Origin of the sequence: Candidatus Thiosymbion oneisti, assembly GCF_900092655.1 — a bacterium.
GTDB lineage: Bacteria > Pseudomonadota > Gammaproteobacteria > Chromatiales > Chromatiaceae > Thiosymbion > Thiosymbion oneisti.
Map to the genome: position 1 here is coordinate 1 of NZ_FLUY01000777.1, position 2,345 is coordinate 2,345.

Below are 2,345 nucleotides of genomic sequence, written 5' to 3' on the forward strand. Positions count from 1 at the left end.
TGGGGAGAGGGCGAACGAAAACAGGGATCAACCAATCACAAACGGCGCCGGTGACGCTTAACTTAATGGCATTGAGCCCTAATCTCCGGGCTTGCCTCCTAATGGTACAGGATTAACAGGATTTCCAGGATTAACAGGATGTTATAATTGCCTATTCACAAAATAATCCTGTTAATCCTGAGTCATCCTGTTAATCTTGTCCGATTAGCGGTCGGCACGACAATTATGTCAACAGCCCCTAATCCCGACCGCGAACCGCATGGATGAGCTGGAAGCCAAAGCCCGCGTAGGTTTCTCTTTTACCTCTACCACCGCGGGCGCAAGGAACACCGGGTTTGAGCTGTGTTTTCCTATGGGAAAATCCAGCTTGCGCATGCCCGGCGCGCCTCTGGGGGGTAAAAATTCCCCTGCCGGCACGGATGTTCTGGCACGATCATTGCGTACAGACACCCGACAAGGCGAGTGCCCGCATCTTTCAAGGGAATCTCGAACCGAATATGATGGGGTATGCTTACCCCAGGTGGGCACTTTAGAGGTTCTCGAGGTGCCCTTGAAACAGCAACCAGCGGAGATAAGTGCATGTCATCCAGTGTGTTAGAGAAGATCAAACAAGAGGAAGTGAAGTTCGTGGATCTTCGCTTTACCGATACCCGCGGTAAGGAACAGCATGTTACCCTGCCGGCCGGCGTTATCGACGAGGACTTCTTCACGGACGGCAAGATGTTCGACGGTTCATCGATTGCCGGCTGGAAGGGCATTCAGGAGTCGGATATGGTGCTGATGCCGGAGGTCGGCACCGAGACCCTGGACCCTTTCTCCGAGGAAAGCCAGCTGATCATCCGCTGCGATATCCTCGAGCCCTCCACCATGCAGGGCTATGAGCGTGACCCCCGCTCCCTGGCTAAGCGCGCCGAGGCCTACCTCAAATCCACCGGGATCGCCGACGCCGCCTATTTCGGCCCGGAGCCCGAGTTCTTCGTACTGGATGACGTGCGTTGGGGCGCCGACATGAGCGGCGCCTTCTACAAGGTCGACTCCGAAGAGGCCGAGTGGAACTCCGAGCGGGTCTATGAGGATGGGAACATCGGTCACCGTCCGGGGACCAAAGGCGGCTATTTCCCCGTCCCGCCGGTGGATTCCCTGAATGACATACGCTCCGCCATGTGTTTGGCCATGGAGGAGATGGGTGTGACCACCGAGGTCCACCACCACGAGGTCGCCACCGCCGGTCAATGCGAGATCGGCACCAAATTCGCTACCCTGGTCAAACGCGCGGACTGGAATCAGATCTTAAAGTATGTGGTCTGGAACGTGGCCCATGCCTACGGCAAGACCGCTACTTTCATGCCCAAGCCCCTGGTGGGCGACAATGGTAATGGGATGCATGTGCACCAATCCTTGGGCAAGGACGGACAGAATATCTTCTCGGGCGACAAGTACGGCGGCCTCTCCGAGACGGCGCTCTACTACATCGGTGGCATCATCAAGCATGCCCGCACCCTCAATGCCTTCACCAACGCCTCGACCAACTCCTATAAGCGTCTCGTACCCGGCTTCGAGGCACCGGTCATGCTGGCCTACTCGGCACGTAACCGCTCGGCCGCGGTCCGTATCCCCCATGTCGCCAACCCCAAGGCCCGGCGCATCGAGGTCCGGTTCCCGGATTCCACCGGCAACCCCTACCTCTCCTTCTCCGCCATGATGATGGCCGGTCTGGACGGGATTCTGAACAAGATCCACCCCGGCGATCCCATGGACAAGGACCTCTACGACCTACCGCCCGAGGAGGAGAAGGGCATCGCCCAGGTCTGCTATGCGTTGGACCAGGCCCTGGATGCGCTGGACAAGGATCGGGACTTCCTCACCGCAGGCGGGGTATTCAGCGATGACCTCATCGACGGCTATATCGACCTGAAGATGGAAGAGGTGACCACGCTGCGTATGACGACCCACCCGCTCGAGTTCGATATGTACTATAGCCTGTGAGCTTGGCCCCGCGTGTATTGAAAGGAAGGTTGAACGTGATCGTTCAGCCCCATCTCATCATTCCGGCAGGGATTGCCGGAATCCAGGCACCATGGATGGCAAAAACAGCGGGAGTCCGAACGCTTACGTTTGAACCCAATGCCATTAAGTTAAGCGTTACCGGTCAGCGAAAAAGAGGAAAAACGACGAATCACGCGAATCGGCGCGGATGGATGCGCGCCGATTCGTCGTTTTCTTTTCCGCATCCTGATCGACCACGACAAGCGGTCAGCAGCTAACTTAAGGGTGTCGCAAAAGCCCCGCTCCCGGTCTCTGGTTCCCACGCAGCGCCTGGGAACGAGAAAACTCAGCCTGACTGA

General features: G+C 57.4%; 2 protein-coding genes. One reads left to right on the forward strand and one right to left on the reverse strand.

The window, feature by feature from the left end; genetic code table 11:
* Nucleotides 1-579: 579 nt before the first annotated feature.
* Entirely contained in the window at nucleotides 580-1,986 is a 1,407-nt protein-coding gene (gene glnA / locus BQ17_RS08505) for a glutamate--ammonia ligase (RefSeq protein ID WP_089726139.1), read from the forward strand.
* Nucleotides 1,987-2,135: 149 nt separating this feature from the next.
* Here the strand turns inward: glnA and BQ17_RS22475 are convergent.
* The coding region (locus BQ17_RS22475) for a hypothetical protein (protein WP_218068177.1) at nucleotides 2,136-2,345 on the reverse strand (210 nt) is incomplete at its 5' end.

Coding starts and splice junctions, on each gene's coding strand:
- glnA (WP_089726139.1), top strand. CDS start 580: ATGTCATCCAGTGTGTTAGAGAAGATCAAACAAGAGGAAGTGAAGTTC.